This window comes from Jannaschia pagri, assembly GCF_019655435.1.
GTDB classification, from domain to species: Bacteria; Pseudomonadota; Alphaproteobacteria; order Rhodobacterales; family Rhodobacteraceae; genus Jannaschia; species Jannaschia pagri.
The window spans coordinates 391,958-418,927 of record NZ_BPFH01000002.1 but is presented as its reverse complement, the minus strand read 5'-3'; the positions used below and the strand labels follow the sequence as shown (position 1 = coordinate 418,927).

Below are 26,970 nucleotides of genomic sequence, written 5' to 3'. Positions count from 1 at the left end.
CGATGATCCAACCCCATGGTGTGATCCTCGCGGGTGGCCTTGCGCGCCGCATGGGCGGGGGCGACAAGGGCCGGTTAATGATCGGGGGGCAGCCCTTGATCGCGCGGGTGATCGACCGGTTGGCGCCGCAGGTGGACGCCATGGCGCTGAACGCCAACGGCGATGCCGCCCGCTGGGATGACCTGGCTTTGCCCGTCCTGCCCGATACGGTGCGCGACCACCCCGGGCCCCTGGCGGGCGTTCTGGCCGGTCTCGATTGGGCCGCAGAAATGGGCTGCCCCCATATCGTGACGGCTGCGGCAGATACGCCGTTCCTGCCGCCTGATCTTGTGCCGTGCCTCTTGGCGGCGGCTGGCCCGTCCGGTCTGGCCCTTGCCGCGACACGGCAGGACGGTCAGACCTGGCCGCAGCCGACCTTTGGGCTCTGGCCGACTGCCCTGCGCGATGATTTGCGGGCGGCCTTGGGGCAGGGTGTGCGCAAAGTGCTCCACTGGACCGACCGCCATGGGGCCGGGTTGGCTATCTTCCCGACCGAGCCGCTGGACCCGTTCTTCAACGTCAACACGCCCGAAGACTTGGCCCGGGCGGAGGCGTTGGCATGAAGGTCATCGGCGTGATCGGGCGGAAGAACGCGGGCAAGACGACCCTGACGGAACGGCTGGTGCGCGAACTGGTGGACCGGGGCCTGACCGTCACGACGCTCAAACGATCCCACCACGGGCTCGACCTTGAGGTGCCGGGCACGGACAGCCATCGTCACCGCCTGGCCGGGGCGCGGCAAACCGTGCTGGCCTCCGATGCGCGGCTCGCGGTGATGGAGGAGACGCCCAGGCCTTTGACGCTAGACCAGATCCTGACGCGGATCGCGCCCTGTGACATGGTCGTCGCCGAGGGTTGGAAGGCCGGTACCCATCCCCGGATCGAAGCCTGGCGCAGCGCCTGCACGGAGCCGCCGCTCTGTCTGTCGGACCCGACGATTGCGGCCTTTGCCTCCGACACGCCTCACCAGGTGGTGCCGCCGTCGTTTGACCTGAACGATATCCAGGCCCTCGCGGATTTCGTATGTTCGATCTGATCCTCGTGGCCGATTGGTCCGCAGCCGCCAAACCGACCGGCCCGACCCCGCGAAAGGATGCCATCTGGGTGTGCGCGGACCTCAACGGCGCGCAGACCACCACCTATTTCCCGACACGGGCCAAAGCCCTGGCGCATATCGACGGCTGGCTAGGGCAGGGGCATCGCACGTTGTTGGGCTTTGACTTTGCCTTTGGGTATCCCGCTGGGTTTGCCCAGGCCTTGACGGGCGGCGACAGCGCGCTGGATGTCTGGGATTGGCTGTCGGCGCGGGTCGAGGACGGGCCTGACAACGGAAACAATCGCTACGATGTGGCCCAGGACATCAATAGTTTGTTCCCGGGGGTTGGTCCGTTTTGGGGTCGGCCCGCGACCCTAGATTTGCCAGACCTGCCGCCCACCGACCGTGCGCGGGCTGACCACGGGCTGCCCGGGCGGCGCGCGGTGGAGGACGTGGTGCCCGGGGCCAAACCGCTCTGGCAATTGGCCTATGCGGGGGCCGTCGGCTCGCAGTCCCTCGTGGGCTTGGCGGCCCTGTCCAAACTGCGGGCACGCTGGGGGGAGGATTTGCAGGTCTGGCCGCACCAATCGGGGTGGCAAGTGCCAGAGGCGCGGATCACGCTGGCAGAGATCTACCCCAGTCTTTGGCCCGTCGCGTCTGCTCCCATAAAGGATCAGGGCCAGGTTATCGCGACGGCCCGTGCCCTGCGCCGCGCCACGCCGGAGTGGTTTACAGGCCCCGGTGCACAACCCGACGCCCCCCGCATCGCGCGGGAGGAAGGCTGGATTCTCGGCGTCCAAGCGGCGGGGGATTGCTATGCGCTGCCGCCCGGCGTCCATTGGACAAGCGTGGAGGATGCTCTGGCCACCTTGCGCGAGGCCAGCCCCTGTCGGGTGGGGGTCGAAGAGGTCCCGTTGGACCAAGCCACCGGTCGGATCTTGGCCGCACCGGTAACGGCAGCACGGTCTCACCCGCCGGCGGCCAATGCTGCCGTGGACGGATGGGCCTTTGCCCACGGGACGCTTGCGCCCGGTCCAGTGCCGATTGCGCCTGGTCGCGCGGCTGCTGCAACGACGCGGGCCGCGCCTGTGCCCCCCGGTCATGCCCTCCGCATCTTCACGGGCGCGGCCTTGCCGCCGGGGGTGGATACCGTCGCCCTGCAAGAAGACGCCTCGGCCACAGCCGAAGGTCTGCACCTGCGCGCCCTGCCCAAGCCCGGGGCCAACACCCGCCCCGAAGCCGAGGATATCGCCACAGGTGATCCGATCCTGCCAGAAGGCCGTCGTCTGCGCCCCACAGATACGGCCTTGGCGATCGCAGCGGGGCTGGGACGCGTGTCGGTGCGTGAACGTCTGCGGGTCGGCGTGCTGTCGACCGGGGACGAGATCATCGCGCCCGGTGCCGCTGGCGGGGGCATTCACGACGTGAACCGGCCCATGCTGCTGGCGATGTTGGATGCCTGGGGCCTTGAGGCCGTGGATTTGGGCCACGTCCCCGACGACGCCTCCGTGCTGCGCGCCACGCTAGATGGCTCGGACGTGGCGGCCATCCTGACCTCGGGCGGCGCCAGCGCAGGGGATGAAGACCACCTGTCGAGGCTGCTGACCACCGAAGGCAGCGTCCAGCACTGGCGCATCGCGATCAAACCGGGGCGACCGCTGGCGCTCGGGCAGTGGAAGGGCCGTCAGATCTTTGGCCTGCCGGGGAACCCCGTTGCCGCCTTTACCTGCGCGGCCCTATTTGCGCGGCCCGCGTTGTTGCAAATGGCTGGGGCAGGGTGGCAGGTCCCACCGGGGCGTGATGTCCCCGCTGCCTTCTCAAAACGCAAGAAACCTGGCCGGACCGAAGTCTTGCGCGCCCGCCTGAGGGATGGCCACGCGGAGGTCTTCGCTTCTGAGGGGTCGGGCCGTGTGTCCGGTCTGAGCTGGGCCGAAGGCTTCGTCCTGTTACCCGATGGCGCCGCCGAGATCACGCCCGGCACGCCCGTGCGCTACATCCCGTTCCAGGACCTCGGGTTGGGGACGGTCGGATAGGATCGGGTGCCCGGATGAAAGATCACTCCCAAGACCCCGCCTGCCGTCAGCCGCGTTCGATCCCGTTGGACCGCGCCACATAGTCCACCAAATGCGGCACATAATCCTCCGGCCCATCTCCGCCGGTGTTCACAGCCAGGGCGTAGGAGTTGCGGATGGCGCCGCTGATCGGGTTCGCGACCCCAACACCGCCGGCCATGGCTGCCAAATAGGTCATGTCCTTCAGCGCATTGGTCAGCGTGAACTTATGGGCCTCGACATTGCCCTCAACCGCATAGCCCATGAACGTCTGGTAGAACCCGCAATCCATGCGGCTGCCCCGGATTACGCTGTCGAAGGTGTCAGTGCCCAGGCCCGTCTTCTCGGCCAGCGCCAGCGCCTCGGCATACAGGGCGCCGTAGCCCATGGCGAGGAAGTTGTTGAGAAGTTTCATTTTATGGCCCGCCGCAGGGCCGCCCACGTGGGCGATGGGGCCAGCCCAGGTTTTCAGGATCGGCTCCACACGGGCGAACACCTCCGGCGTCGCGCCAACCATGGCGGCCAATTCGCCCGCTTCGGCCTGCACAGGCGTGCCGCCCAGGGGCGCGTCGCACCATCCGATCCCCTTTTCCCCGAGGCGGTCCGCCAGGACGGACGAGGACATCGGGTTGGAGGTGGAGCAATCGATGACGACCCCACCCTCTGCCATGTGCTCTTCGAGGACGGCAACGATGCCTTCCACTTGGGGGGAGCCCGGGGCGCAGATGTGCACCACGTCTGAGGTTTGGGCGAGGGTTGCCAAGTCTGCGGCCTCGGTCGCACCCTTCTCAACGAGATCCTTGACCGGAGCCCGGTTGCGATGGGCGATCACGGTCAGCGGATACCCCGCCGCCAGGATGTTCGCCGCCATGCCGTGCCCCATCAGGCCCACGCCCACAAATCCGATCTTATCCATGTTTTTCCCTCCCCGAACCGGCTCAGATGGAGCCGGCCTCCACCATGTAGTTGTTGGCCGTGCACATCATCGCATCGTCTGACGCCAGGAACAGAACCATCCGGGCCACATGCACCGGATCGATGAGATCTGGCAGGCATTGTCGCGCGCGGTGTTTCTCGATGGATTCTTCGGTCACCCAAAGCTCCTTCTGGCGGTCGGTCATGATCCATCCCGGGACAACGGTGTTCACCCGAATGCGGTCGCCGCCCAAGTCGCGCGCCATGGTGCGGGTCAACCCGTGGACCGCTGCTTTGGCAGTGGCATAGGCCGGAAAGCCGCCACCCGCTTCCCACCAGGAGTTGGAGCCCATGTTGATGATCGACCCGCCGCCCTGACCGGCCATGCCGGGGGCCACGGCCTGGATTGCAAAGAACATATGCCGCAGGTTCGTGGCCTGCCGCTCATCCCAATAATCTGGCGTCACGTCGCGCCAATCGTGGCGGTCGTCGCGTGCTGCATTGTTGATCAGCACATCCGCCGGGCCGAGGGCCGTGCTCAAAGCGTCGAAGCCCGCGCGCAGGGCGTCAATGTCGCGCAAATCGCAGGTGTGATGGACGACACCCGGGAACCGCGCGGCCATGGCGGCCCCGCCAGCCGCGTCAATGTCCAGAAAACCCACGCGCGCGCCTTGGTCGGCAAAGGCGGCAACGATCTCAGCGCCGATTCCCGAGGCGCCGCCCGTCATGAAGACCGTCTTGCCCTTCAGGCTTGGATAGGTGGCAAAGTTAGGCATGGGACCTCCGACTGCTGCGTGTCAGGGCTTATCCCCAGAACACGGTCGGTCAAGGCCGCCGCAAACAAAATGACGTCAGCGCTTGGGGCGCAGGCGGATCACCACGTCAACCTTAGCGATTTCCATCCCCTCAGGGGCCTCGGGCAGGTTGGTGATTTCAAGGGGTGCCGTCCCCGCGTCGGTCAACCGGGCGTCGTCTTCCCAGTAGAAGTGCGGGTGATCATCCAGGCGCGTGTCAAAGTAGGAGCCGGTTCCATCAACCGTGATTTCCTGAACCAATCCCGCGTCGGAAAACGTCCGTAACGTATTGTAGACCGTCGCCAAAGACACCTTGTCGCCAGTCATGCGCGCGGCGTCGTGCAGCCATTCCGCCGTAACGTGGCGGTCATGGCCATCGCCCATCAACAAAGCGGCCAGGGCCACGCGCTGTCGCGTTGGGCGCACGGATGCGCCGAGCAACCAGGCTTCGCCGCGGGATCGGGCCGTATCTGAGATGGTCGTCATCACCTCCAATATAGGGTTGTCCCCCAAAGGGTTTCAATCGGATTCGCATATTTGTCGTTGCGGTGGCTTATCTGACGACAAAGGTCACGCAGGGTTGCAGGGCTGTAACCTGGGCATTAGACCACGCCAAATCTTTCGACCGGGGGACCCATGGGCCAATATCCAACCAGCTTTGATCGCGACGACCTGCTGAAATGCGCCCGTGGGGAGCTGTTCGGCCCGGGCAACGCTCAGCTGCCCGAACCCCCCATGCTGATGATGGATCGCATCACCGAGATCAGCGGTGACGGCGGCGCCCACGGCAAGGGTCATGTGCTGGCCGAATTCGGTATCACGCCGGACCTTTGGTTCTTCGACTGTCACTTCCCGGGTAACCCAATCATGCCTGGTTGCCTGGGCTTGGACGGCTTGTGGCAATTGACTGGCTTCAACCTGGGGTGGCGCGGCTGGACGGGGCGCGGCTATGCCCTGGGGGTCGGAGATGTCAAGCTGACCGGTATGGTGCGGCCGGATCGTAAGATGCTGACCTATAAGATCGACTTCACCAAGGCCATTCAGACCCGCCGCCTGACCATGGGGGTCGCCGACGGTATCGTGGAGGCCGACGGAGAGGTCATCTATCAAGTCAAAGACATGAAGGTCGCCCTCAGCGAAAGCTGAGCCGCCGCCAAGTAGGGAAGCTAAAGACATGTTGCGTCGCGTCGTCGTCACAGGGATCGGGATCGTCTCGCCCATCGGAAATACACCGGATGAGGTGGAGGCGAGCCTGCGCGCCGGTAAGTCGGGAATTACCTTTTCCGACAGCTACGCGGAACATGGCTTTCGCAGCCAAGTTCATGGCGTGCCCGACATCGACGTGGCCGAGCATATCGACAAGCGGCAACTGCGCTTCATGGGGCCGGGTGCGGCGTATAATTACATCGCCATGGAACGGGCCATCGCGGATTCCGGCCTGACCGACTCCGAAGTGTCGAACGAACGCACCGGCCTTGTCATGGGGTCGGGCGGCCCGTCGACCTCGAACTTCTTCACGGCCTTCGACACCGTCATCAACAAGGGCAGCCCGAAACGCATGGGCCCCTTCATGGTGACGCGCTGCATGTCGTCCACAAACTCCGCCTGCTTGGCCACGCCGTTTGGCATCAAGGGTGTGAACTATTCGATCACCTCGGCTTGTACGACCTCGCTGCACTGCATGGGCAACGGCGTGGAACAGATCCAGTTCGGCAAGCAGGACATCGTCTTCGCTGGCGGTGGGGAAGAGGTGGATTGGACCCTGTCCTGTCTGTTCGACGCCATGGGCGCCATGTCGTCCAAGTACAATGACGCGCCCGAGACGGCCTCGCGTCCCTACGACAAAACCCGTGATGGCTTTGTTATCGCGGGCGGTGCGGGTGTGGTCGTCCTGGAGGAGCGGGAGCGCGCCATCGCCCGGGGCGCCACGATCTATGGTGAGGTCACCGGCTACGGCGCAACATCCGATGGGGCCGACATGGTCGCCCCCTCGGGTGAGGGTGGCGAACGGGCGATGCGCCTGGCGCTCAGCCAACTGCCTGAGGACCGCAGCATTGGCTACGTCAACGCCCATGGCACGTCGACGCCCGTGGGCGACATCAAAGAGATCGTTGCTCTGCGCAACATCTTCGGCGAAGGCAACACGCCCCCCGTCGGGTCCACCAAGTCCATGACGGGCCACAGCCTCGGCGCCACCGGCGTGCAGGAGGCGATATATTCGATGATCATGATGAACAAAGGGTTCATCGCCCCGTCGATCAATGTGACCGAGTTGGACCCGGAATTGTCCCCGGCTGAAATCAACACCGAGCTGACCGAGGGCGCAGAGATCGACTCGATCCTGTCGAACTCTTTTGGCTTTGGGGGGACGAACGGGACGGTGATCATCTCCAAACATCGCGCGTAACGCGCAGGCAAAACCGGGGGCGCCGATGACCAAGCCCGAGATATCGCCCGATCATGTAATCGGTAATCTCACTTCGCTGCGGTCTCTCTACGGAGAGGTGCGCGGCGTTGCGGGCGAGAAGGTCATCGGCACCCTGGACCCCCATGCGCGCGATTTTATCCGTCGCGCGCCGTTCCTGTGCCTGGGAACGCGCGATGCCTCGGGCAAATCCGACGTCAGCCCCCGGGGCGACCCGCCTGGATTTGTGCGGGTGTTGGACGACACCACGTTGGCCATACCAGATCGCCCCGGCAACAATCGGTTGGACAGTCTGGAGAATATCCTCTCCGATCCCCATGTGGGTGTGCTGTTCATCGTTCCGGGCTTCGACGAGACGTTGCGCGTCAACGGAACGGCCCAATTGGTCACTGACCCCGAGGTTCTGGGGCCTATGGCGGTGAACGGCCGCGTCCCGACCTTGGCGATCCTGGTGACAGTGACTTCGGTGTTTTTCCACTGCGCCAAAGCCTTCCGCCGGTCGCGGCTGTGGGATGTCGACGCCCAGCAGGATCGATCAGAGATGCCGTCTCTTTTGGCCATGGTGCGGGAGCAGACGACGGGCGCCAAGGTCACCTCTGAGGAAGATCGCGACCTGCGCGCCGCCATAGAAGAAAGCTACCGCCGCTCGATGTATTGAGGGGTGTCGCCCCCGTGACAGCAGGGCGTCGCCGTGGCATGGACGGCGTGACGTAGAAGAAGGCAGTCCCATGGATATGAACGGAAAGCGCGGTCTCATCATGGGTGTGGCCAACAACCGGTCCATTGCCTGGGGAATTGCCCAGGCCTTGGCGGGTGCCGGGGCCGAACTCGCCTTTACGTACCAAGGCGAGGCGTTCGGTAAGCGGGTCGCGCCACTGGCCGAAAGCCTGGGGGTCAAGACCCTGTTGGACGTGGATGTCTCCGACGATGCCTCGCTCGACGCGGCCTTTGAGACACTGGCCGAGGGCGGCAAGCTGGACTTCGTGATCCACGCCATCGCCTTTTCCGACAAAGAGGAACTGACCGGTCGCTTCGTCGATACGACCCGCGCGAACTTTAAGAACTCGCTCGATATTTCCTGCTATTCCCTCGTCGAGGTCGCCAGGCGCGCCAAACCCCTGATGACTGAGGGAGGGTCGATCATTACGCTGACCTTCCAAGGCGCACGGCAGGTCACCCCGTTCTACAACGTGATGGGTGTGGCAAAGGCGGCCCTAGAGGCAGCGGTTCGGTATCTCGCGTCTGACCTGGGACCCGACGGTATTCGGGTTAACGCGATCTCACCCGGCCCGATGAAGACCCTGGCCGGGGCTGTTATTGGCGGCGCGCGTAAGACGCTGAAGCATGCCGAGCAGAACGCCCCGCTCCGCGCCAACGCAACCCTCGAGGCGGTGGGCGGCACGGCGTTGTACCTCTGCTCCGACGCCGGAGCGCGCACGACAGGTGAAGTGATTCACGTGGATGGCGGATATCACGTCATGGGCATGCCGCATCCCGATAACCTCTGACGGGGCGTCGGCAAAGATCTGCCCGCCAATGGCATCAATCGGCAGGGCTTTGCCCAATTGTGCGCGACCGGTGCCCAAAAGCAGGGATTTGACGGGTTTGCGGCCCTTGGTTTGTCTAAATCTCTCCGGGTCTTTTGGTCATACTTACGCATGGTTAACGTCTTGAGGATCCGGTCATGCTCCGTCCTATCCACATCTTTCTGAGCGATGAGGCTGGCGCCGTCTCGTTCGATTGGGTGGTGCTGACGGCTGTTCTCGTGGCGACGGGGCTGAGCGTGATGGGCACGATCCGGGATGGCATCGAGACAGCCAGCGCGTCGACGGCCAGCGTCTTGCAGGGCCACCTTGTGCGCACCGCGTTTGAGAGCGATCTCTGCTCCGGCGGGATTACCGCGCTCCAAGCCCGGGAAGATCGGCGCCGCGCCGCCGGGGGAACGGACCATATCTCTGTGCGACACTGGCTGGCCGTCCAAACCGGTGGGTTGGACGATAACTCGCTGATCCTAGAGTATCACAAGCTCGCCAAGAACCTGCCGCGCGGGGATGGCGGTTGGTCACGGGATCGGACCATCATGACGGCCCTGGAATGCGAGATGGTTCTACGCGGACTGGACTAACGCTCCGACCCCTGCGACGGTCCCGCCGAGACCCGCAAGAGGACCGGCGCCATGCCCATCGACACCTGCATTTTCGACGCCTACGGCACATTGTTCGATGTCACCGCCGCCGCGCGGGAGGCCGCGGCCGAGGACGGGTTCGAAGCGCTGGCGGACACCTGGCAAACCGTGGCCCGTGACTGGCGGGAAAAGCAGCTCCAGTACACCTGGCTCCGCGCGGTGACCGGTGAACACGTGGATTTCTGGCAGGTGACCGGCGATGGCCTGGATTGGGCGTTGGAGGCCGCTGACCTGAGCGATCCGAAACTGCGCGACCGGCTCATGCAGCTTTATTGGGACCTGACCGCCTACCCAGAGGTGCCCGATATGCTGGGCGCGTTGAAGGACGCCCATAAGGCCACGGGGATCTTGTCCAACGGCTCGCCCGAGATGCTGCAAGGCGCCGTGACCTCCGCCGGGATCGGACGGCTGCTGGACCATGTGCTGTCTGTCGAAAGCGTTGGCGTCTTCAAGCCGTCGTCTAAGGTCTATGACATGGTTTCGCGTGCATTCGCTTGTGAGGCAGGGAACGTCTTGTTCGTGTCCTCCAATGGCTGGGATGCCGCCGCGGCGAAGGGCTATGGCTTCACGACGGTCTGGGTCAATCGCCAGGGTCTGCCCATGGACCGGCTGGACCACCGCCCCGACCATGTCTTGCCCGATCTCAGCAGTCTTCCAGCCCTCGTAGGGAGCCTCTGATGCCCGAGTTCAAGACCTCCGACAACCTGCGCCTGTGGTACGCGGATGAGGGCGACGGCCCCGTGATCCTGTGTCTGGCCGGATTGACGCGGAACTCCACGGATTTTGACTATGTGTTGCCCTATCTTTTGGGCGAACACCGGGTGATCCGATTGGACTATCGGGGACGCGGTAAATCCCAGCGGGCGCCCGATTGGCGCAGCTACACCATCCCGACCGAGGCGCGGGATGTGCTGGAACTGCTGGCGCATCTGGGTCTGGATCAGGTGGCGATCCTGGGCACCTCGCGCGGCGGGCTGATCGCCATGTCCTTGGCGCTTATGGCCAAGGCCAAGCTGTCGGGTGTGGCGCTGGTCGATATCGGGCCGGAGATCGCCGAGGACGGGCTGGAGGCGATCAAGGACTACATCGGCAACCCCCCCGAGGCTGCCACATATGCGGAGGCTGCCCTAGAACGCGCAACCCTCATGGCTGGGTTCGAAGGCGTCCCACCCGAGCGTTGGGAGGAAGAGGTCCGCAAGCACTACCGCGACACCGGCGAGGGGTTGGCGCTGACCTACGATGCCAAGCTGCGGGACGCGGTGCTGGAGGCGGGGGCGCAGCCGGTGCCCGACCTCTGGCCGCTGTTCGACGCCATGGCCGGTCTGCCCCTGGCCTGTATCCGGGGCGCCAATTCTGATCTGCTGACAGAGGCGACGCTGGCCGAGATGTCGCGCCGCAGGCCCGATATGATCGTGGCCAATGTACCGGGTCGGGGGCACGTGCCCTTCCTGGACGAGCCGGACGCTCTGGAGGCTTTGAACGAATGGACGATGCTGATCTGACCGCCCCCACACGCGACGATATCGAGGCCGCGGCGGACCGTCTGCGCGGACATGCCGTGCGCACGCCCCTCTTGAACGCACCATCCCTGGATGCGGAGGTGGGGCGCCGCATTTGGGTCAAGGCGGAGTGCCTGCAAAAGACCGGCAGCTTCAAGTTTCGCGGGGCCTACAACGCCGTGAGCCAGGCGGGCAGCGAGATCCTGGCCTACTCTTCGGGGAACCATGCCCAGGGCGTGGCCCTCGCCGCGCGCCTGTTGGGACGGCGGGCGGTCATCGTGATGCCGTCGGACGCACCTTCGGTGAAGATCCAGAACACACGGTCTTACGGGGCGGAGGTGGTTCTGTATGACCGTGCGACCGAAGACCGCGAGGAGATCGGCGCACGACTCCTGTCGGAGCGCGGGGGGGCCCTGATCCGGCCCTACGATGATGCCCGGGTCATCGCTGGGCAAGGGACCTGCGGCCTAGAGATCGCGGAGGCGCTTCCAGAGGGCGTGACGGAGGTTCTCGTCTGCTGCGGTGGCGGCGGCTTGAGCGCTGGGATGGCGCTTGCCCTCGATGGGCACGCCCGCGTGCGCACCGTGGAGCCCTCCGGCTTCGACGATGTGGCCCGGTCCCTGGTGGCTGGGCACCCGGTCGAGAACGCGGCGCGGACAGGGTCTCTGTGCGATGCGATCCTGACGCCGATGCCGGGCAAGCTGACGTTTCCAATTCTCAGCCGTTTGGCTGGCCCGGGCATGGTTGTCACCGACGCCGAGGCCCTGCGCGCCATGGCGCTGGCCTGGCGGCATCTGCGGATCGTGTTGGAGCCTGGCGGGGCCGTCGCACTTGCCGCGGCGCTGTTCCATCACGATGGCGATGTGGTCGCCGTGGCCAGCGGCGGGAATGTGGATGGGGATCTATTCGTTCAGGCTTTAGACGCGGCGGCGTAGGTCCGAGGCGCCGATGTCAGTGCGTGTGATGCGGACCGAAAAGGGCCTTTGACGCAATGGTCGGTCGGCCTTCGCCAGACATCTTCGCACCATTGCGAAACTCGCGGACTTAGCCTGCGTCTCAACGCGTTTGCGTCACAGTCAAACCTCAAGAGCTCCGGCCCATGTCGGAGGGCCGGTTCGCTAGGCCTGTCCGCCGTCTGGCCTGCATTGCGCCCCGCGTGGATGCTCCGGTTTGCCGTGCGCGGGCACGATGCGCTCCCTTACTCGCCTTGAACGAAGGGGTCGCCCAGCCATGGCCGCAACCACGAAACTTGGTCGGGACACGTACGCGAAATGGCATGGGGCATTCCTGAATCTTCCGCACCTGTGATGGTTGTGGAGCGCATCTGAACAGAGTTGCCGCACGCCGCACGTACCGTGTCAGTGACGACGACACGTGCTCGCAAGACCTGTCTGTCAGCCAGGGGTGGTCGTATCACATCCCTGAGCCAAAACGGGGGCGACGCACGCGACGGGGCAGTCCCTAGCCTCCTCCGCGTTGTCACCGCAAAGGCCGGACCTTAGGTCCATGGCCTCGGACCAAAACCGCCTCGCGCGGGCCGCGACCTAGACCACCCGTGGGGGCCTCACGCCTTGGCGCGGCCGTACAACAGGAAGCTCACACTCATCAGCAGTGCCGCGACGAGGAATGGCGCTCCGGGCATATCCGCGCCACCCGTGGTCGCGCGATTGAAGACTTGGGTCATGATCAGAGGCGACACGATGGCCGCAACGGCGGTGATCGAGGCCAACAGGCCTTGCAACTCTCCCTGTTGGTCATCGGATGCGATGCGGCTGGTCACCCCTTGGATCGCCGGCGCGACGACCGCGCCTAGGGCCGAAAACGGTGTCAGCGCCAGCATAAGCCACCCGTGGGGTACAAAAGCGACGCACAGAAGGACGACAGCGTTATAGGGCAGGAACCAGGCCAACGTCCGCCGTTCCCCAAGACGGGGGATCACGAGGCGGATCAACCCCCCTTGGACCACGACCATCGACACCCCGTAGACGGCGAGAGAGATACCAACCATCCGCTCATCCCAGCCAAAGGCCGCCTGGGTGAAATAGGCCCAGATCGCCGGATAGACCCAGTTGGCGACTTGGTAAAAGAACCAGACGCCGAGCAGCAGGCCCACACCAGGCAGGGCTCGGACGGCCAGAAGACCGCCCAAAGGATTGGCGCGGCGCCAGTCGAAAGCACGTTTGCGGCGCAGGGTCTCGGGCAGAACGATCAATCCAAACAAGAGGTTGGCGCCGGACAAAACGGCTGCGGCCCAGAACGGGGCCCGCGCGCCCCATTCCGCCAGCAGACCGCCCATGGCTGGGCCAAGCACGAAGCCCAGCCCAAACCCCGCAGACACTAAACCGAAGTTCTGGGCCTTCTTTTCCGGCGGGGAGATATCGGCCATGAAAGCCGTGGCTGTGGACATCGTTGCAGCCGCGATCCCCGCAATGATCCGTCCGATGAGAAGCAGCCAGATCGTGTGGGCATAGGCCATGAGGATGTAGTCGAGAAAGATCACCGCCATGGACAACAGCAGCACCGGGCGGCGCCCGAACCGATCAGACAGGTTGCCGATGGTGGGCGAAAACAGGAACTGCATCAGCGCATAGATCGACCCGAGCACCCCACCCCAAAGCGCAGCCTCTGATAGGCTAACACCTTGAACTTCCTCCAGAAGAGCGGGCATCACCGGGAGGATGAGACCGATGCCCATAGCCTCGATCATCACGGTGATCAGAATGAAGAGGATGGGGCCGCGCGTGTCGGTCGGGGTCTGGGCGGTGGTGGTCATCGGCGGACCCTATGCCAAACAATGACCACTGGCGAGGGATGGAAACCCCTACTCGGTCCCGCGCACACGGGCGGCAAAGCGACGGGCCAGATCGGGGGCCTCGCCCCACTGACGGTTCGGGCGGAACGCGTCGGGATCAACCCCTGCCAAATCCAGCAGAGAGACCCCGGTGGCACGCACCTGTGCCGTCCAGGCTTTGACCTGGGCCTGGGCCTCGGGCCGCGGCATGGTCTGCGCCAAGGCGAAGGTGACGGCTTCGGCATGGATCAACCCCGAAGGGTCCTCGCCGCCCGGGAACGCTGCGGGTGATCCGAGGGTGATCCCGGTATGATCTGGGTCCGACGTCTCACGGAGCAGCGTCAGGGACCGCGCCGTGGCCGCCAAGAGCGGCGGGAGCGAGAGCCATTCCGTAAACCAAGCCGCGCCATCCCGGGCATCCGCCGCAGGGATCATCGACAGGGCTGCTGCGTGGCCCGCCCCATGGGCCGCCAGAGCCCGAACCACCGACGGGGCCACGGGGTTCGCTTTCTGGGGCATGGTGGACGAGGCCCCTCCGGCGTCGAGGCGCACCGTACCATCGCGCGTCAACAGTAGCAGATCGCCCGCCATCTTGGCCGCCGCTTGCAGCAGCCGGTTACACCAGGCCGAAAGCGCCTGGATATGCGCCCGGTCCGCATGGGGGCTGTGCCCCGGATTGCGCAGCCCCAAGGCCTTGGCCAGCTCCGCTCGGATCGCTGGACCCTCCGGGCCCATGGCGGACAGCGTGCCCGCCGCGCCGTTCAAGGTCACCATGAGGACCGCCTCGCGCAGGGGGGCAAGATCGTCCCGCACCGACAAGAGGCCTGTCCCCCAACTGGCCACCTGCGCGCCCAGGGTCGTGACCGTCGCCGGTTGCCCATAGGTGCGTGCGACCATGGGGGTCTCGGCCCAGGCCGTGGCCAAGTCGGCCAGGGCGATCAACAGCGCGTCCAGCCGCGTTTCGATGAGCGTCAGGACCTGGCGCAGGCGCAGGGCCAGACCGGTGTCGATGATGTCTTGGGACGTGGCGCCCCAATGGAGGTATTGGGTGAACTCCGGCGCCTGTGCCTCTTTGCGGAAAGCGGCGACCAGGGCGGGAACACAGACGCCGTTCTGCGCCGTCGCGGGTGCCAGACCAGCGGGGTCGATCTGCACCTCCATCGCGGCGCGATGCAGGTAGGCGGCGGCGTCCGCGGGGATCATCCCCGCGTCACCTTGGACCTTGGCCAAGGTGCCCTCGACAATCAGCATGGCGCGGACGGCTGCGGTGTCGGAAAACAGGCGCGCCACCTCTGCGTCGGCAAAGAGGTCACGGAGAAGAGGGCTATCTTGGGGCGCGATGGTCATGGGCGGCGTCCTAAGGCCCGGCGGTTGCAGCGCAGCGTCGTGCAGGGCGTCATGGTGGGAGCGAGGCCGGAGGTCGCGGGTTGGCGGCGGCGATGTGGGATCATGGCAGTTGGCCGGTTTCTGTCAGAAAGGTCGTCAGCGCCTGCGCATAGGCGTTCGGTGCTTCGACACATGGCAGGTGGCCTGTGCGCCGGAGGATTTGGAACCGGCTGCCCGGGATCAGATCGACGGTTTCGCGCACCAGATCCGCCGGAGTGGCGCCATCATCCGATCCGGCTAGGCCCAGGGTCGGCAGACGGAGGGCCGCCGTCGGCGTATAGAAATCCGTCCCCGCAATGGCGGCACAGCATCCCAGATAGCCCTCTTCCGGCGTCTCCAGGAACCGTGCCCGCCAGGCTGCCAGGTCTGGGCCTTTGCGGAAGCTGGGGCTGAACCATCGGGCCATGACGTCATCGGCAATCGAGGCCAAGCCGCCCGTGCGGATCGCGTCGATCCGGCGCTGCCACAGGGTGGGCGTACCGATTTTGGCGGCCGTGTTGGACAGGACCAGGGCGCGCACCAGATCAGGCCGTTTGACCGCCAGCCCCTGGGCGACCATGCCGCCGATGGACAGGCCAATAAAGGTGCTGTCGGTGATCTCTGCGTGGTCCAGAACAGTCGCGGCATCGCTGACCAGCGTGCCCATGGCATAGGGCGCAGGCGGCACCTCTGACCGACCATGCCCGCGCATATCATACCGAAGAACCCGCAGGCCCCTCGGCAGGTTGTCCAGCACGGCGTCCCAAAGGTGAAGGTCAGTGCCCAGTGAGTTCGCAAGGACCAGCGCAGGCCCGGTGGGTGGCCCCTCCAGACGCAGGTACAGGCGGGTCCCGTCGGCAGCGGTGGCGTGGTCCGTGGTCAAAACGGCAACCCAACGTAGTTTTCTGCCATTGCCGTCTGCGCGGCAGTGGAGTGTTCGAGGTAGTCGATCTCCGCCTCCTGCATGGCCAGATGGAACGCGGCGTTATCGTCCGGGAACCGATGCATGAGCGTCGTGAACCACCAGCTAAAGCGCGTCGCCTTCCAGACGCGAGCCAGGGCGCGGGCGGAATAGGCGTCGATGCCTTCGGGCGTGCCCGCGTAGTGTTGGATCAGACCTTCGGACAGGTAGTGCACGTCCGAGACGGCGAGGTTTAAGCCCTTAGCCCCCGTGGGCGGAACGATATGAGCCGCATCCCCCACGAGACACAGGCGTCCCCACCGCATGGGCTCCGCCACGAAAGACCGCAGGGGCGCGATGCTCTTCTCGATGGTGGGGCCAATCTCCATGGCCTCGGCCACGTCGGCAGGTAGGCGACGCCGCAACTCGTCCCAGAAGGCCGTGTCGCTCCACTTTTCCAGGGGGTCGTCCACCGGCGCCTGGATATAGTACCGGCTGAGCCGGTCATTGCGCATGGAGGCCAGGGCAAAGCCCCGCTCGTGATTGGCGTAAATTAGTTCGTCGGCCGCGGGCCGGGTCCGACTGAGCACACCCAACCACCCAAAGGGATAGACCCGTTCGACCGTGCGCAGGACCGACGGCGGGATTGTGCGGCGCGAGACCCCGTGGAACCCATCGCAGCCTGCGATCCAGTCGCAGTCGATGCGATGCGTCGCGCCGTTCAATTCATAGGTGACATGTGGTGTGTCACTGTCCACGTCCTGCAACGTAACGCCATCCACCCCATGGATCACGGTCCCCCCCATGGCATCGCGCGCGGCATAGAGATCGGCGGTCACTTCGGTCTGGCCATAGACCATCACGTCCTTGCCGGTCAGTGCGTTGAAATCCACGCGAAAGCCACGGTTGCGCGCAGCCACATAGGTGCCACTGTGGGGGAACCCGTCGCGCGCCATGCGTGACCCGACATCTGCGTCGCGCAGCATTTGTACGGTTCCCCCCTCCAGAACGCCGGCGCGGATCCGGCCCAGGACGTACTCTCGGCTGCGGCGTTCCAGAACCACCGTCTCAATGCCAGCCCGGTGTAGCACTTGGCTGAGCAAAAGCCCCGATGGCCCACCGCCGATGATGCAAACCTGTGTGCGCATGTGGCCTCCCCCCTGGCGCGACTGTGACCTGGGCGCACAGGGTCGGCAAGCGATCACACGGCTGCGGGTGGCGCAAATTTTCAAGAAAATTTGGGCCCTGTCGCAAACGGAGGGTTGCTTGACCCGCGCGCGCGCCAAGCTGACCCCAAGAGGAGACCCCATGAGACAGATCAGCGCCGCCGTGTGCCGCCGTTTTGGCGCGCCTTTGACCATCGAGACCCTCTCCCTATCGGCGCCGCGGGCGGGGGAAATCCACGTGGATATCGACGCCGTGGCGATCTGCCATTCGGACATTACGCTGGCCGATGGTGGCTGGGGCGGGGATCTTCCCGCTGTCTATGGGCATGAGGCCGTTGGGCGGGTCACAGCCTTGGGGGAGGGCGTGCGGGATCTGGCGTTGGGCGCGCGCGTTCTGGTGACCTTGATCCGCGCCTGTGGAAGCTGTCCGACATGTGCGGGGGGCGCGCCGACCCAATGCGCCGCGCCCTCGGCTGCGGCTCCGCTGCGGGATGCCCAGGGAGAGCCGGTCGTGGCGGCGCTCAACTGCGGCGCCTTTGCCGAAGCGGTTTGCGTGGATCGCAGCCAGGTGGCGCCAATCCCCGACACGATCGCACCCGAGGCAGCCTGCGTTCTGTCCTGCGGCGTGGTCACGGGGCTCGGCGCGGCGGTGAACACGGCGAAGGTGCGCCCCGGGGACTGGTGCGTCGTGATCGGCGCGGGGGGTGTCGGGTTGAACACGATCCAGGGCGCGCGCTTGGCGGGGGCCGCCCGTATCGTGGCGGTCGATGTGAGCGACGCTAAACTGGCGGGCGCGCTGGCCTTTGGCGCCACGGATGTCCTGCGCGCCTCCGAAGACGGGCGCGCGGCGATGTTGGCGCTTGGGCGCTTGGCGGACCATGTCTTTGTCACGGTGGGCGCGGGGCCTGTGATTGACGGGGCGCTCGACTGGCTGGCGCCCCACGGGACGGCCTATCTGGTCGGGATGCCCCATTCGGGCACCGTTGGTCATTTCGACCCGGTCTCAGCCAGTTATTACGGCCAGGGGATGCGCGGCACGCGGATGGGCGATGTCGTTCTTGCGCGGGATATTCCCTGGCTGCTCGACTTGCATTCCCAGGGGCGGCTGGAGCTGGAGACGCTCGTTTCCGGCACCTATCCGCTGGAGGCGATCAACGACGCCATTGCGGCCACGCGCGCGGGGCAGGGACGGCGGAACGTGGTGGTGATGGAATGAAGACACGGGCCCAACCCAGTCGCGATGCGTCCCGCCCGGAGAGGTGGCGTCCATGAAACTTGCGGATTTGGAGGTCTTTGTCGTGGCGCCCCCTGCGCCGGGGTGGGGCGGGCGCTATTGGATCATCCCAAAGCTGACCACCACCTGCGGGATCGTGGGCTACGGTGAGTGCTATGCCAGCGCCGTCGGGCCGGAGGCCATGCGCGCGGTCATCGGGGATGTCTTTGCGCGCCACATGTTGGGGGAGAGCGCGGAGAACATCGAGTTGATGGGACGGCGTGTCTGGGCCTCGGGCTTTACGGATCGACCGGATCCGACGGTCTGGGGTGCGTTCTCGGGGCTGGAAATCGCCTGTTGGGACATTTTGGGCAAGGCGCGGGAGAGGCCGGTCTGGGCCCTCCTGGGCGGGCGGATGAACGACCGGCTGCGGGCCTATACGTACCTCTACCCTGAGCCCGGGATGGGCGATGGGTTTTGGACGTCGCCCGAGATGGCCGCCGAGGTCGCGGCGCGGCGCGTGGCCGAGGGTTGGACGGCGCTCAAGTTCGACCCTGCGGGGCCCTATACGATCCGGGGCGGGCACCAGCCCGCGCGCTCCGATATTGCGTTGTCGGTCGCGTTTTGTGCGGCGCTGCGCCGGGCCGTCGGGGATGGGGCGGATCTGCTGTTTGGGACCCACGGGCAGCTCACCCCAGCAGGTGCCATCCGGTTGGGGCAGGCCATCGCGGCCTATGACCCGCTGTGGTTTGAGGAACCCGTCCCACCGGGCAACCCCCATGCCATGGCCGAGGTGGCGCGCGCGGTCCCGGTGCCCGTCGCCACGGGAGAGCGGCTCTGCGGTCTGTCGGAGTTTGCGACGCACTTACGTCTGGGGGCGGCGGCGATTTTGCAACCGGCCCTTGGCCGCGCCGGTGGTCTGTTGGAGGGGCGCAAGATCGCGGCCTTGGCCCAAGGGTTTGGGGCCCAGGTGGCGCCCCATCTCTATGCCGGGCCGGTGGAGTTTGCCGCCAACGTCGCGCTGGGGGCGACCCTTCCGAACCTCCTGATGGTCGAAGCCATCGAGACGCCGTTCCACCACGCCCTAGGCGGGGGACCACGTGTTGAGGGCGGCTTTGTCGTCCCACCCGAGGCGCCGGGCCTTGGGATCACATTCGACGAGGACCTGGCGCGTGCCAATCCCTATACGGGCAATCGGCTCCATCTGGAGAGCCAGGAGGCGCCCTGCGACTATGCCCGGGGCAATGCCTTTACCGGCGGTGCGTCGGATTAACGGCTGGCGTGGTCGCATCTGGTTTGTGTGGCCCACTTTGGAAATATACAACGCGATGCGGGGCTACGGGCGCGCCTGCCTCTGCCCGAACGGCATTTTGTGGCTGCGGTGTCGCGGCGGTCTTTGTAGACGGCAAAGGCGAAACTCTGACGTGCGAGGCCCGCGTCGGTCTGTCTTATAGCGGCATAACTGTTAGCGGGGCGCCCCAATCCGATCCGACATTTGGTTTAGGCCCGCCGCGACGACCTGTGCCCTTGGCCCTGGGCGGTGCTCCGGCTAGGCGCGATCGAAACGGAGGCTTCCATGACCGATCAGACGATTTATTCCAATCTCACCCAGCTTGGCGGTCAGACCGAATTACCGACCTCGCCCGAGACCGCCGAACTGGAGCGGGTGCAAAACCCCCAGGCTGACGTCGCCTATTGCGTGCGCTTCGTGGCGCCGGAGTTCACCTCGCTGTGCCCCATGACGGGTCAGCCCGATTTCGCCCATCTGGTCATCGACTATGTGCCCGGTGATTGGCTGGTGGAATCGAAGTCGCTGAAGCTGTTCTTAGGCTCCTTCCGCAACCATGGCTCTTTCCACGAGGATTGCACGCTCAAGGTTGCGCGGCGTCTGGTCGACCTGTTGTCGCCCGCATGGTTGCGCATCGGGGGCTATTGGTACCCGCGCGGAGGGATCCCCATTGACGTCTTCTATCAGACTGGTCCGGCGCCCGAGGGCGTCTGGATCCCTGAGCAAGGTGTCGCCCCTTACCGCGGACGGGGGTGAGCGGGCGGCGCATCCGTGCTAGGCTTCGGTAACTGCACGGAGGGGCCCATGGACCTGCATCACGTCACCGAATGTCTAGACGTCAATGACGCCGACCTGTCGCAATCGGTGTTCAACAACACGAACCTTGCCTCGGCGCGATTTAACCAGATGGAATTCTCCGGGGCGCGGTTCAACGACAGCAATATGACGGGGTGGCTGATCACCGATACGAACCTGTCGGGCGCCATCATTCGGGACGGGAACCTGTCGGGGGTTGAGATATCCGACTGTCGGTTGACCGGGGCCACCGTCGACGGCATCGCTATCGAGACGCTGTTGGAGGTCTATCGCCGCAGCTTGGGTCAGGGCGATCCGTCGTAAGGCTCCTGCTGATTTGCGGGGGGTGTTTTGGGTGGTGTGCGCCCGGATTGTTAGCCGAGCGCAGGGTATTCAGGGCCTAAGAGGATTGGTGCGATCCGTCGTGAATGCCGCGCGTTATGACTCCAAACCCGTTGGATCATTCGGCGCGGGCTCGGCACGTTGTTAGACGGCTCAGGGACTTCTCAAATTCCCAAAGGCATGCTGTCTCTCGAAACCGTCAAGACGTCACACCTGGGTTCAACCTAGTTGCGTGCACTCCACCCGTCCGCCAGCGCTCCGGCCTGCATAGCCCCGTAGCTGGGTCAAGCCGTCTCGGCGCGGCGTTCCTCAAAGCTCATCTCGATGAAGCTCGGCACGTGATCGCCCAGCCCCACGACGCGGGGACCCGGATCGCTCCGCCCACGGCCACCACGGGGGCGGGGTTCGGCGGGGGCGCGGTCGGTTCGCGTGTCGTCCTTAGCCTCTGGCGGGCGGGTGCGGCTGCGCGTGCGGGAGCGGCTGGACTTGCGCTCCTCCGCTTCTGGCGCGGCCTCCACGTCGGATTTGCGGGACGGCGGGGACCAAGGGTTTTCCCCCTTCGGGATCTCTGCCTTCACAAGACTTTGGATCGCGGAGAGATACTTCTCGTCGGCGGGCACCGCGATGGTGTAGGCCGTCCCAAGTTTGCCCGCACGCCCGGTGCGACCGATACGGTGGACATAGTCCTCCGCATGGCTGGGCACGTCGTAGTTGAACACATGGCTCACGTTTGGAATGTCGAGACCCCGCGCCGCCACGTCGGAGGCCACGAGGAACTGGAGCGAGCCGTCGCGAAACCCGTCAAGCGTCCGCATCCGGTGGCTTTGGTCGAGATCCCCATGGATAGGTTCGGCGTTATAGCCGTGCTTTTTGAGCGACTTGGCGACGATGTCCACGTCCACCTTGCGATTACAGAAGATAATGGCGTTCTTCAGCTTTGACGCTGCACCGTCCTCCAGCGCCATGTCCCGGTCAACGATGGCGCGCAGGATGTGGCGCTTGTCCTTGGCGGTCATGTCCCGACGCTTTGGCGCGTGTTCGACCAGGACCTGCGTGATCGTGTCGGAGGTGGAGTTCTGGCGCGCCACCTCGATCTTTTCGGGGGCCGACAGGAACTTGTTGGTGATCCGCTCGATCTCCGGCGCCATGGTCGCGCTGAAGAACAGAGTCTGACGGGTGAATGGCGTGAGTTCGAAAATGCGTTCGATATCGGGGATGAACCCCATGTCGAGCATCCGGTCGGCCTCATCCACGACCATGATTTCCACCCCGGTCAGCAGCAGCTTTCCGCGTTCGAAATGATCCAGCAGGCGGCCTGGTGTTGCGATCAGAACATCGACACCCCGGTCGATCAACTGGTCCTGTTCTTTGAAGGACACCCCGCCGATCAGCAGGGCCTTCTTCAGGCGGCTGCCCTTGGCGTAGTTGTCAAAGTTCTCGGCCACCTGGGCCGCCAATTCGCGCGTGGGGGCCAGAACGAGCGAGCGGGGCATCCTGGCGCGCGCACGGCCCTTGGCCAGGCGTGTAATCATCGGAAGCGTGAAGCTGGCCGTCTTGCCGGTTCCCGTCTGGGCGATTCCCAGCACGTCGCGGCCTTCTAGCGCTGGCGGAATGGCGCCCGCCTGGATTGGCGTTGGCGTTGTGTACCCTGTGGCCTCGATGGCCTTGAGAACCTTCGGATCAAGGTTCAGATCAGAAAAACTGGTCATATGCGTCCTGTTTGGCGCATTGGGCCCCATTGCCCGAAGCGCATGAAAGGTGGGACGCCCTGTCCATGCGCCCCGCGAAACGTCGATACTGCGACCTTTGCAGTTGCGGCGTAGGTAACAAAGTGACCGCGGCGGGTCAATCTGGGGCCATTTTGCACTTTGGTGCCGTCCTACGCGGGCGATTTGGGAGGGACTTTCGATCGTCGCGCCGCGTCCGGGGGCTGACGGTTTGATGACCCGCCCGAACGGGGTGTGTCCCCTGGAAGCCCCCGTCACGCAGCCGTTGTCGGACCGTCGCCGAGGCGTTGCATCTGGAGGGCAGGTTAATCCGGTCACACGCCCGTACCGGAAGGATACGCCATGCTCCGCTCAATGCTTTGCCTCTTGCTGTTCGGCTCCACCGCTTTGCACGCCCAAGACATGGTGCCAGCAACTCTGGCGGGTCACGCCTATGTGCCCGCCCATACCATGGCCGCGCCACCTGCGGATGCGCCCCGGGACCTTTGGGTTTCGGGCAAGTTCACTATGCCCAGCGGGCGGAACGACGTCCCCGGCTCCTGGCGGCGGCCGACCGGGGTGAACCTGCCGATGGTCGGGCAGCCGTTCCAGGGGATCTCTGCCTACGCGGCGGATCGAGCCAAGGATGGCGCGATTTACGGGCTGATCGACAATGGCTTTGGCTCCAAGGTCAACAGCCCCGACGCGATGTTGAGTTTTGTGCGCCTGGCGCCTGATTTCGAGACAGGCGTCGTCGACGTGCTAGACCGGATCTGGCTCCGTGATCCAGACCGGGTCGTGCCTTTCCGTCTGTCCTATGATGATAGCGCCGCGCGGTATCTGACCGGTGGCGATTTCGATTTAGAGAGCCTGCAGATCGTGGGCGACACCGTCTGGATCGGCGAAGAGTTCGGGCCGTACCTGTTGTCGGCCACGTTGGAGGGTCGGATCACCGGGTTGTACCCCACGATCTTCGAGGAAAAGGAGCTTCGCTCGCCCGACCATCCGCGGGTCCGGGCCGGGGCGGTTGCAGGCGTCGATTTCACCGTCCCCCGCTCCGGCGGCTATGAGGGAATGGCGCTGGCGCCTGCAGGCGACCGCCTTTGGGCGATGCTGGAAAAGCCGTTGATGGCCGAGGACGGCGCGCCTGAGGGGGCGTTTTTGCGCGTGCTGGCCTTTGACCCGGTGGCGCGGGATTAGACGGGCGAAAGCTTCAAGTTTGCCCTTACCGAAGGCGCGGTCGCGATTGGCGACTTCAACTTTATCGATGACACCCGTGCCTTGGTGATTGAACGGGACGGCGGGCAGGGCGACCCTAGCCTCGCCTGCGCGGAGGGCGAGACGGAGGGATGTTTCCGTCTCCCCGCTCGGGTCAAGCGCGTGACCGTGATCGACACCGCGCAGATCGACGCGGAGGGTTTCGTTGCGCGGTTGCGGCAAATTGATCTGATGGATATCGCGGATCCCGACGGGGTGGCGCGTTTGCCCACGGATGGCGAGGTGGCCGAAGACCGGTTCACGTTTCCTTTCGTCACCATCGAGAGCGTCATTCGCGACGGGGCAGACCACATTGTGGTGGGCAATGATAACAACCTGCCGTTTTCGGCGGGACGGCGTCTGAACATGGCGGACAACAATGAGATGATCCGTCTGTACGTGCCTGAATTGCTGGCCGACTAAAGCCTGCGGCGGGCAATTGGGGCAAACCGCTGCCTGCGCTGGTCGTCTCGGTGTGATGGGGACGATTGCGGCCCGCTCGTCGGACCAAGGGCGCGCGCTGGCTGGCGCGCGTCAGTCTGCGTCCGTGTCCTGGGCGCGGGCCACGAGCACCGCGAAGGCCTCGTCCATATCGGCGGCCTCGGCGATGGCTGCGGCCATGTTCGGCGCAGCTGAAAGGTCTAACAGGGGGTCGATCAAGACATCCGCGCCGTCCAACGCTGCGCCAGACCGAAGCGCCGACAGCGCGAGGTCCGGGTGGTGGGCGATCAGGCTGTCCATCAGGGCGCCGGTCCAAGCGTCTGGCGTCTCGGTCGACGCGTCAACGGTGCCCAGATACGCCATGTAGCGCGCCAGGAAACGGTCCATGGGCAGGTCCCCCGGGGGCAGCGCGTCGGTCCCCTCTGGCAGGCCAAGCGCCTCCGCCACAAGCGCGCGGGGGATCATGAGCATTGGGCCGACACGGAAGCCCGGTCGCGTCCGTCAGCCATCGTCGGGATCACACCATCATCTCCTTGGTCGCGCTGAGCGTGACGTCGGGGTGGTCGCGTTCAATCCGGTCGATGTCCCATTGCAGGCGCGTCAGGAAGACGGGATCGCCGTCGTTGTCATGGGCGATGTGCTGGCCGTTCTTGGCGATAACGGCATCCACCGCGTCCTTGGGGCCAGACACCCAGCGGGCAGAGGTGAACTGCGACGCGTCGAAGCGGACGGGCAGGCCGTATTCCAACTCAATCCGGCTGGCGAGCACTTCGAATTGGAGCGCGCCCACAACGCCCACGATAAAACCCGAGCCGATGGCGGGCTTGAACACTTTGGCCGCGCCTTCCTCGGCGAATTGCATCAGCGCCTTTTCCAGGTGCTTGGCCTTCATGGGGTCGCCCGCGCGCACGCCTTGCAGCAGTTCGGGCGCGAAGCTAGGGATGCCGGTGAAGCGCAGCGCCTCGCCCTCGGTCAGCGCATCCCCGATGCGCAACTGCCCGTGGTTTGGGATGCCAATGATGTCGCCCGCCCAGGCTTCCTCGGCCAATTCGCGGTCGGCGGCTAGGAAGAGGACGGGGTTTGAGATCGCCATGGGCTTTTTCGAGCGCACATGGGTCAGCTTCATGCCCCGTTCGAAATGGCCCGAGGCGAGGCGGACAAACGCCACGCGGTCGCGGTGCTTGGGGTCCATGTTGGCCTGAACCTTGAAGACAAAGCCCGCGACCTTCTTTTCGTCCGCCGATACCTGGCGGGGTTCGGCGCGTTGGGGCTGCGGCTCCGGCCCGAATTCCGCGATGCCGGACATGAGTTCCTGTACCCCGAAGGAGTTGATGGCGCTACCGAACCAGATGGGCGTCAGCGACCCTTCGAGGAAGGCGGCGGGGTCCATGGGGGGGAGCAACTCGCGCGCCATTTCCAGGTCTTCGCGCAGTTTTTCCAGCAGGTCGGCCGGCACATGTTCGGCCAGTTTCGGGTCGTCCAACCCGCTGATCGACACGGTTTCGGCGACTTTGTTCCGGTCGGCCCGGTCCATCAGTTCCAACCGGTCGTGGAGCACGTCGTAGCAGCCGATGAAATCGCGCCCCACGCCAATGGGCCAAGAGGCGGGGGTGACGTCGATGGCCAGGTTTTCCTGGATCTCGTCGATGATCTCGAAGGTGTCGCGGCTTTCGCGGTCCATCTTGTTACAGAAGGTCAGGATCGGCAGGTCGCGCATCCGGCAGACCTCGAACAGCTTCTGCGTCTGGCTCTCCACACCCTTGGCCCCATCGATCACCATCACGGCGGCATCCACCGCCGTCAGCGTGCGGTAGGTGTCTTCGGAGAAATCCGAATGGCCGGGCGTATCCACCAGGTTGAAGCGGTATTCCCGGTCCCCCTTATGAAAGTCGAAGGACATGGCCGAGGCAGAGACGGAGATCCCGCGATCCTGCTCCATCTTCATGAAGTCGGACCGGGTGCGCCGCGCCTCGCCCTTGGCGCGGACTTGGCCCGCCATTTGGATCGCGCCACCGTACAGCAGGAACTTCTCCGTCAGTGTGGTCTTGCCCGCGTCGGGGTGACTGATGATGGCAAAGGTCCGGCGACGCCCGATTTCAGGCGGCAGGTCGGGGCGGTTGGTTTGGGGCGCGTCCAGCATGGCGCGGATATAGGCGGGCTGTGGGCCGCCCGCAATCACGGGCTGTGGTCTTATGGCGGGACGATCCGGCTGGTCTTGGGCGTTAACGGGATGTTTGGGGACGGTGCCTAGGCTGGGGCGGTAGGGTTGTGTTGGAGGATGAGATGGGTCCATTTCGGTATCAGGCGCGCGCGATTGAATGGACCGTCGTTCAGGTGGCGACTGCGGTGTCGCGGGGTCGCGCGGCGCCGTCAGGCGGGCGGGTCACGCGGCGGCCCGGGCGGTTTTGACGATTGGGTTTTGGCTTGGTGTGACACCAGCTGCGTGAGCGATGGGCGGTCGAGAGCGATTTTCGGTCCGGTGCTGGGCCTCGAATGGGTTGGCCGGGGCCACGTATCGTTTGGCTCGTGTCCTGCGGGCGTGCGGTCCCTGCGGTCTTGGACTCGACTGAGAGATATAGCGCGGTCGGGGCGCGGAGAGCGCCGTACATGCATTGATTCTCGGCAGGTTTGTCCTGACGCGCGTAAGCGGTGAAAGGTGGTGCTGGATGCGATGCCTCTGATAGGTTTAATGTCAGAGGCCGACCGCAGGGCTTTGGCGGCAATGCTTGGCGCTCACTAAGATGCAACGTCATGTTGAGCA

General features: G+C 65.1%; 25 protein-coding genes and 1 pseudogene. 16 read left to right on the top strand and 10 right to left on the bottom strand.

Translation table 11 applies throughout. The annotated features are described in order from the left end of the window. Nucleotides 1-2 precede the first annotated feature (2 nt). Genes mobA through K5R33_RS06915 form a run of 3 tightly spaced genes read left to right on the top strand, consistent with a single transcriptional unit; the run spans nt 3 to nt 3,108 of the window. Nucleotides 3-602: a molybdenum cofactor guanylyltransferase MobA gene (gene mobA / locus K5R33_RS06925; protein WP_220748522.1), complete on the top strand. Its 600-nt coding sequence runs from the start codon at nt 3-5 to the stop codon at nt 600-602. Beyond that, the gene (gene mobB, locus K5R33_RS06920) at nt 599-1,075 is read left to right on the top strand and encodes a molybdopterin-guanine dinucleotide biosynthesis protein B (protein WP_220748275.1); all 477 of its coding nucleotides are present in this window, start codon (nt 599-601) and stop codon (nt 1,073-1,075) included. The genes mobA and mobB overlap by 4 nt, the downstream gene beginning before the upstream one ends. Further along, nucleotides 1,063-3,108, top strand: a complete 2,046-nt coding sequence (locus K5R33_RS06915; RefSeq protein ID WP_220748274.1) for a molybdopterin-binding protein — start codon at nt 1,063-1,065, stop codon at nt 3,106-3,108. Before mobB ends, K5R33_RS06915 begins: the two co-directional genes overlap by 13 nt. A gap of 46 nt (nt 3,109-3,154) precedes the next feature. Here K5R33_RS06915 and K5R33_RS06910 read toward each other — a convergent pair whose 3' ends face one another. The 3 genes from K5R33_RS06910 to irrA all read right to left on the bottom strand — a co-directional run bounded on the left by K5R33_RS06910 (nt 3,155) and on the right by irrA (nt 5,321). Then, nucleotides 3,155-4,042 carry an NAD(P)-dependent oxidoreductase gene (locus K5R33_RS06910; RefSeq protein ID WP_220748273.1) on the bottom strand — a complete coding sequence of 296 codons (888 nt, stop codon included), beginning with the start codon at nt 4,040-4,042 and terminating at the stop codon, nt 3,155-3,157. A gap of 22 nt (nt 4,043-4,064) precedes the next feature. Further along, nucleotides 4,065-4,817 carry an SDR family NAD(P)-dependent oxidoreductase gene (locus K5R33_RS06905; RefSeq protein ID WP_220748272.1) on the bottom strand — a complete coding sequence of 251 codons (753 nt, stop codon included), beginning with the start codon at nt 4,815-4,817 and terminating at the stop codon, nt 4,065-4,067. A gap of 75 nt (nt 4,818-4,892) precedes the next feature. Next, complete coding sequence (gene irrA / locus K5R33_RS06900; protein WP_220748271.1) at nt 4,893-5,321, bottom strand: iron response transcriptional regulator IrrA; 429 nt, start codon at nt 5,319-5,321, stop codon at nt 4,893-4,895. A gap of 150 nt (nt 5,322-5,471) precedes the next feature. Here irrA and fabA point away from each other — a divergent pair, with 150 nt between their 5' ends. From fabA to K5R33_RS06860, 8 genes are all read left to right on the top strand, one after another. Next, entirely contained in the window at nt 5,472-5,981 is a 510-nt protein-coding gene (gene fabA / locus K5R33_RS06895; protein WP_220748270.1) for a bifunctional 3-hydroxydecanoyl-ACP dehydratase/trans-2-decenoyl-ACP isomerase, read from the top strand. A gap of 31 nt (nt 5,982-6,012) precedes the next feature. Then, on the top strand, nt 6,013-7,242 hold the full coding sequence (gene fabB, locus K5R33_RS06890) for a beta-ketoacyl-ACP synthase I (protein ID WP_220748521.1): 1,230 nt from the start codon (nt 6,013-6,015) through the stop codon (nt 7,240-7,242). Between the two features lie 25 nt (nt 7,243-7,267). Further along, nucleotides 7,268-7,918 carry a pyridoxamine 5'-phosphate oxidase family protein gene (locus tag K5R33_RS06885; protein ID WP_220748269.1) on the top strand — a complete coding sequence of 217 codons (651 nt, stop codon included), beginning with the start codon at nt 7,268-7,270 and terminating at the stop codon, nt 7,916-7,918. A gap of 76 nt (nt 7,919-7,994) precedes the next feature. Beyond that, the gene (locus tag K5R33_RS06880; protein WP_305067751.1) at nt 7,995-8,768 is read left to right on the top strand and encodes an enoyl-ACP reductase FabI; all 774 of its coding nucleotides are present in this window, start codon (nt 7,995-7,997) and stop codon (nt 8,766-8,768) included. Nucleotides 8,769-8,944: 176 nt separating this feature from the next. Further along, nucleotides 8,945-9,385, top strand: a complete 441-nt coding sequence (locus tag K5R33_RS06875; protein WP_220748267.1) for a hypothetical protein — start codon at nt 8,945-8,947, stop codon at nt 9,383-9,385. Nucleotides 9,386-9,436: 51 nt separating this feature from the next. Then, the gene (locus K5R33_RS06870; protein ID WP_220748266.1) at nt 9,437-10,123 is read left to right on the top strand and encodes a haloacid dehalogenase type II; all 687 of its coding nucleotides are present in this window, start codon (nt 9,437-9,439) and stop codon (nt 10,121-10,123) included. Then, entirely contained in the window at nt 10,123-10,947 is an 825-nt protein-coding gene (locus tag K5R33_RS06865; RefSeq protein WP_220748265.1) for an alpha/beta fold hydrolase, read from the top strand. Before K5R33_RS06870 ends, K5R33_RS06865 begins: the two co-directional genes overlap by 1 nt. Beyond that, the gene (locus K5R33_RS06860; protein WP_220748264.1) at nt 10,929-11,879 is read left to right on the top strand and encodes a threonine ammonia-lyase; all 951 of its coding nucleotides are present in this window, start codon (nt 10,929-10,931) and stop codon (nt 11,877-11,879) included. The genes K5R33_RS06865 and K5R33_RS06860 overlap by 19 nt, the downstream gene beginning before the upstream one ends. 629 nt (nt 11,880-12,508) lie before the next feature. On the opposite strand, the gene K5R33_RS06855 is transcribed toward K5R33_RS06860, so the two are convergent. The 4 genes from K5R33_RS06855 to pobA form a co-directional block, all read right to left on the bottom strand. After that, nucleotides 12,509-13,717: a TCR/Tet family MFS transporter gene (locus K5R33_RS06855; protein ID WP_220748263.1), complete on the bottom strand. Its 1,209-nt coding sequence runs from the start codon at nt 13,715-13,717 to the stop codon at nt 12,509-12,511. A gap of 48 nt (nt 13,718-13,765) precedes the next feature. Then, nucleotides 13,766-15,082, bottom strand: coding sequence for a lyase family protein (locus tag K5R33_RS06850; protein ID WP_220748262.1), 1,317 nt, complete (start codon nt 15,080-15,082; stop codon nt 13,766-13,768). Nucleotides 15,083-15,182: 100 nt separating this feature from the next. Then, nucleotides 15,183-15,983 (bottom strand): 3-oxoadipate enol-lactonase, encoded by an 801-nt coding sequence (gene pcaD / locus K5R33_RS06845; RefSeq protein ID WP_220748261.1) that lies wholly within the window; start codon nt 15,981-15,983, stop codon nt 15,183-15,185. After that, on the bottom strand, nt 15,980-17,149 hold the full coding sequence (gene pobA, locus K5R33_RS06840) for a 4-hydroxybenzoate 3-monooxygenase (protein ID WP_220748260.1): 1,170 nt from the start codon (nt 17,147-17,149) through the stop codon (nt 15,980-15,982). Before pobA ends, pcaD begins: the two co-directional genes overlap by 4 nt. Before the next feature lie 160 nt (nt 17,150-17,309). Here pobA and K5R33_RS06835 point away from each other — a divergent pair, with 160 nt between their 5' ends. The 4 genes from K5R33_RS06835 (at nt 17,310) to K5R33_RS06820 (ending at nt 20,787) form a co-directional block, all read left to right on the top strand. Next, nucleotides 17,310-18,383: an alcohol dehydrogenase catalytic domain-containing protein gene (locus K5R33_RS06835; protein ID WP_220748259.1), complete on the top strand. Its 1,074-nt coding sequence runs from the start codon at nt 17,310-17,312 to the stop codon at nt 18,381-18,383. Between the two features lie 52 nt (nt 18,384-18,435). Then, nucleotides 18,436-19,653 (top strand): mandelate racemase/muconate lactonizing enzyme family protein, encoded by a 1,218-nt coding sequence (locus K5R33_RS06830; RefSeq protein ID WP_220748258.1) that lies wholly within the window; start codon nt 18,436-18,438, stop codon nt 19,651-19,653. A gap of 303 nt (nt 19,654-19,956) precedes the next feature. After that, on the top strand, nt 19,957-20,424 hold the full coding sequence (queF, locus tag K5R33_RS06825; protein WP_220748257.1) for a preQ(1) synthase: 468 nt from the start codon (nt 19,957-19,959) through the stop codon (nt 20,422-20,424). A gap of 48 nt (nt 20,425-20,472) precedes the next feature. Next, complete coding sequence (locus tag K5R33_RS06820) at nt 20,473-20,787, top strand: pentapeptide repeat-containing protein (RefSeq protein ID WP_220748256.1); 315 nt, start codon at nt 20,473-20,475, stop codon at nt 20,785-20,787. A 302-nt stretch (nt 20,788-21,089) separates the two neighbouring features. Here K5R33_RS06820 and K5R33_RS06815 read toward each other — a convergent pair whose 3' ends face one another. Continuing rightward, nucleotides 21,090-22,514 carry a DEAD/DEAH box helicase gene (locus tag K5R33_RS06815; RefSeq protein WP_220748255.1) on the bottom strand — a complete coding sequence of 475 codons (1,425 nt, stop codon included), beginning with the start codon at nt 22,512-22,514 and terminating at the stop codon, nt 21,090-21,092. 360 nt (nt 22,515-22,874) lie between these two features. Here K5R33_RS06815 and K5R33_RS06810 point away from each other — a divergent pair. Next, nucleotides 22,875-24,191, top strand: a pseudogene (locus K5R33_RS06810) (esterase-like activity of phytase family protein). Between the two features lie 111 nt (nt 24,192-24,302). Here K5R33_RS06810 and K5R33_RS06805 read toward each other — a convergent pair. Then, nucleotides 24,303-24,680: a hypothetical protein gene (locus K5R33_RS06805; protein WP_220748254.1), complete on the bottom strand. Its 378-nt coding sequence runs from the start codon at nt 24,678-24,680 to the stop codon at nt 24,303-24,305. 46 nt (nt 24,681-24,726) lie between these two features. Beyond that, a complete protein-coding gene (locus K5R33_RS06800; RefSeq protein ID WP_220748520.1) occupies nt 24,727-26,349 on the bottom strand; it encodes a peptide chain release factor 3 in 1,623 nt (540 codons plus the stop codon). Between the last annotated feature and the right edge of the window lie 621 nt (nt 26,350-26,970).